The 3,689-nt window shown below is 33.0% G+C and carries 3 protein-coding genes; all 3 read right to left on the bottom strand.

What is annotated here, in order from left to right; genetic code table 11:
- Positions 1-219: 219 nt before the first annotated feature.
- On the bottom strand, positions 220-1,263 hold the full coding sequence (locus ACHZC3_RS07605) for a hypothetical protein (RefSeq protein WP_394759264.1): 1,044 nt from the start codon (positions 1,261-1,263) through the stop codon (positions 220-222).
- A 171-nt stretch (positions 1,264-1,434) separates the two neighbouring features.
- Complete coding sequence (locus ACHZC3_RS07600; protein ID WP_394759263.1) at positions 1,435-1,881, bottom strand: hypothetical protein; 447 nt, start codon at positions 1,879-1,881, stop codon at positions 1,435-1,437.
- Between the two features lie 164 nt (positions 1,882-2,045).
- Positions 2,046-3,410: a S41 family peptidase gene (locus ACHZC3_RS07595; RefSeq protein ID WP_394759262.1), complete on the bottom strand. Its 1,365-nt coding sequence runs from the start codon at positions 3,408-3,410 to the stop codon at positions 2,046-2,048.
- Positions 3,411-3,689 lie beyond the last annotated feature (279 nt).

Genomic DNA, 3,689 nt, shown 5'->3' with positions numbered 1-3,689 from the left:
ATTTGTTGGTGTTTCCATAGGTACTAAAAGTGTTTAATTTTTAGTCAACCTATTTTAGGACGATACACGTTTTAAAATGACCACTAACGTTTCGCAGCTTGCAGAAGTGGCGGATTAAGGAAGCCTAAACTGTCGGTTAAACACTGATTTTGCAAGTACGAAACCAACTTTAAATTAAGCCCAAAACCCGCCATTTTTGCAAACTGGTGTTGTAGGCAGTTATTCATTAATTTTCCGTTTACAGAATTCTGTCCAACTTTCGTTACTTGAGTCAGAATATATAATTGGATTTTTACCATAGTAAGTAATGTTTTCAATTCCAACAGCATCTGCTCTTTCTTTCAACTCTCTTGCGTGAAATGCGTGATGAGAAGATATTTCAGGAGCAGAATATGGGTTTACAACATCTCTAAGAGTATTATTTATCCAAATTCCTGGGTCATCAGAAGTCATTAAAGATAACATATCAACCTCTGCTCTATAGGCATCAATGGAAGGTGATTCGTATTGTACAGTTGAAGATACACCATAAATTTTTTGAATGTTTCCCGTTTCATTCGCTAATATTTCTGTCCAAGTTAAACCATAATCAATAAAAACATCATTTACATAACGGTCTTCAATATTGTAGCTTGCTTGAGTTTCTCTTGCAACTACGCCTTTTACTCTGCTTGATTCTCTTAAAACAGGGTCACTACTTGAAGCATTTGCAAAGTCATTATTAAACGCAATCCAAAGAGAAGTTCCTGCACCTGCTGAATTACCAGCTAAAACAATTTTATTCTTATCAATGTTAAAATCACTTGCCCGATTTCTGATATATTGTAAAGCCCTTCTTACGTCTGACATTGGTTTTTTAATACCTTCGGTTTCTCCAGTCGTGTTTAAATAAGTATAGCGAATAGTTGCGAACGCAATATTGTTTTGAAGTAAGTAGCGAATGTCTGTTGGAAAATCCCACGCTCCACCTGATTGAACAGCATATACAAAATCTTTGTCACCACTTGTAAAACCACCACCGTGAACATATATAACTAAACCTGTCGGAGTGTTAGAATTTGGTAGCCAAATATCAAATTGAGTTCTTGCTTTGTTGTCATATGCAATGTCTTTAGCAAATTTTGCATTAATTCCTTGCAAGTCAAAAGGTGAGTTTGAAAAACTGATATTAGAAGTAGGAGTAACTTGATTTTCATCGTCTTTTCCACATGAGAAAATTAATGCGATTAGAAACAGAATCATTATTTTTAAGAATACTTTCATTTTGTTTACGTTTCGTTTTTATAATTGCCTACGTCCCGCTGCTTCATGAAGTGGCGATGAAACATGGCCAAGCCTTCACAAATATAAACAAAACTTTAAATTATAAACCTTTTCCATTTTAAATAAATCCCATGCCTCGCCATTTCTTGAAACCGCTGTTAGCAGCTGGCATTATTCAAGTTCATTATCGTAAAATTGATAAACCAGACTTTTTGGTATTCCAAATCGAATTCTTTCATTATTGTAATCTTTTTCATTATTAAAACTATGTAATTTACAACCATCATTTCTTGTTTCTATAATAATATAATTTGTTATGTTTCTGTTTGGTTTTAGACTATCATAATCCATAAAATGTAAATCGTTATTTTCACAAGGATGTTGTTTTGCTATTATGAAGTCTTCATTATTTCCGACAGCAAAAACATTATGACCAATAATAATCTTTTCTATATCAAAAATTCTATCAATGTCTTTGCAATATGAAATCCATGTATTTTCGTCCCATTTAGCTAAATAATAGTTATTTATTATTTCCTCACTTGATTCATTTGCTCCAAAATAGCAACTTGTCAAACAAAAGCAAAAGAACAAACCAATTTTTTTATTAATACCCATATTTTTGCGCTTTTTTGGCACTTGCTGCTACGTTTTGCAGCTTGCAGAAGTGGCGATTTTCACCACAAATGTTGATGCAGAGAACCAAACTTTGATTAACCACAAATGTGTCTGCGGAGCACTGAACCGCCACTTTTGCCAAACCCGTGTTAGCTGATGTGCTTTTATTTTGCCTTAATTAATTCTAATGTTTTATCTAAAACCTTGTCCTTTCCAGAAAAAATATCTGAACTTGTCAACACGATTTCAATGTCAGGATTTATACCCTTGTCAGGTTGTTCTGTCAATGGGTAATAACCTATCAACGGAATGTCAATTTCTATTTTTGAATTAGGTAACCAAAGAAAGAAAAGTTGTCCACCATTTGTTCCTTTCAGGTTGCCGCCAGTTTCAGAACCAACGATAGTAGCAATCTTGTTTTGCTTTAAGCAAGCTGTGAGGAAAAAAGTTGCCGAACTATTCGCTGCGTCTACAAGTAAATAGGTATTTCCTTGAAACGCATTGTTATTTTTCTTTATAACTGAGTTGCCTCTATTTTTTTTCCAAGTATAAAAGCCATTTTCTTGTTTTATTACTCGTCCGCTTCTGTTATAGAAACTTTTATCCCACGTATTAATATAGGGGCGAAATTCGTCAGAAACATTTTCATAGCGAAGCAATTCTTTAAACGCTGGAAATTCAATCTGCCTTTTAGCTAATTTATTTCCAAGAACAAGGTTTACTTCATCATCACCACCTTCATTTCCACGTATATCAATGATTAAATTTTGAATATTTTTTTCAGTCAACTCATCAAAAGCATTACTTAAAAATTTCTTCCAGTCAATGGTTAGTTTATTGGTTACAAATGTGCCAATTTTTAGATAGCCGGTTTCGCTGTTTAATATTTTGAAATCCCATAAATCATCTAAGGTTGAGGGCTGTTTCCCATATTTGCTTTCAATTAGGCTAAATCGTTCAGCACGACTTACGGGATAAACATTTATTGTCAACATGCTTGTTTTGTCAGCCTGTTTAACTTTTAGTGAATAGGAATTATTTATTGGAGGGAATAATAGCGGATAAAAAATATCAAACGCTTCAAATTTACCAAGTCCGGAAAGGTTCAAGTCATTTAGCCTTTTGAGATTATTGTTTCCATCTCCTTTCACATATTGTATTAAGGTATCGATAATAATAGCAACTGGGACATTATTGATTTCTAATACTTCAGTTCCTTGCTTTAGTTCTTCATTGTCTGAAACATTTTTTTCAACGAACATCTTTTTATCAAACAAGAAAAAAGTAAACGGAACTTTATCTTTTTTATTAAAGAGGCTATCTTTTGTAGAACCACTCTGATTGTAAAAGCTACAGAAAGTATGTCCGCATTTTAAACTTGCTGTGAACTTGGAAAACAATAAATAAGCTTCGCAAAGCGATAAGTCACTTTTTAATTGTTGCTCAAGATTATTAAAAAGCTTTGCAACAGTTGAACTTTCTTGGAACCTGTAAAGCCCAGGGTGATAATTTAGTAAAACGCCTTTCAAAACTTCAAAATCTTTAATAAGTTCTGTAGATGTCAGTGTTTTTTGAACTTTGAATAGATTGCGGCTTTCCAGTTACAGAAAATAGCAATGTGACAGCGATGGATATATAAAATCTTTTCATTTTTGATCGTTTTGATTTAAAAATAAATCTTTCCGGTTCACGATTTGCTGTTTGTCATCTTGTCATATCCTAAAATACGTTGACTCTTTTTTGTGTTAAATTTATTTCAAAAATACGGATTTGTAATCGGAACATTGATAAGTTTTTTTAAAAATCTC

This window comes from Flavobacterium sp., from assembly GCF_043720215.1.
In the GTDB taxonomy this organism is placed as follows: Bacteria; Bacteroidota; Bacteroidia; order Flavobacteriales; family Flavobacteriaceae; genus Flavobacterium.
The sequence above is the reverse complement of the archived record's forward strand: the minus strand, read 5'-3'. Positions and strand labels throughout refer to the sequence as shown.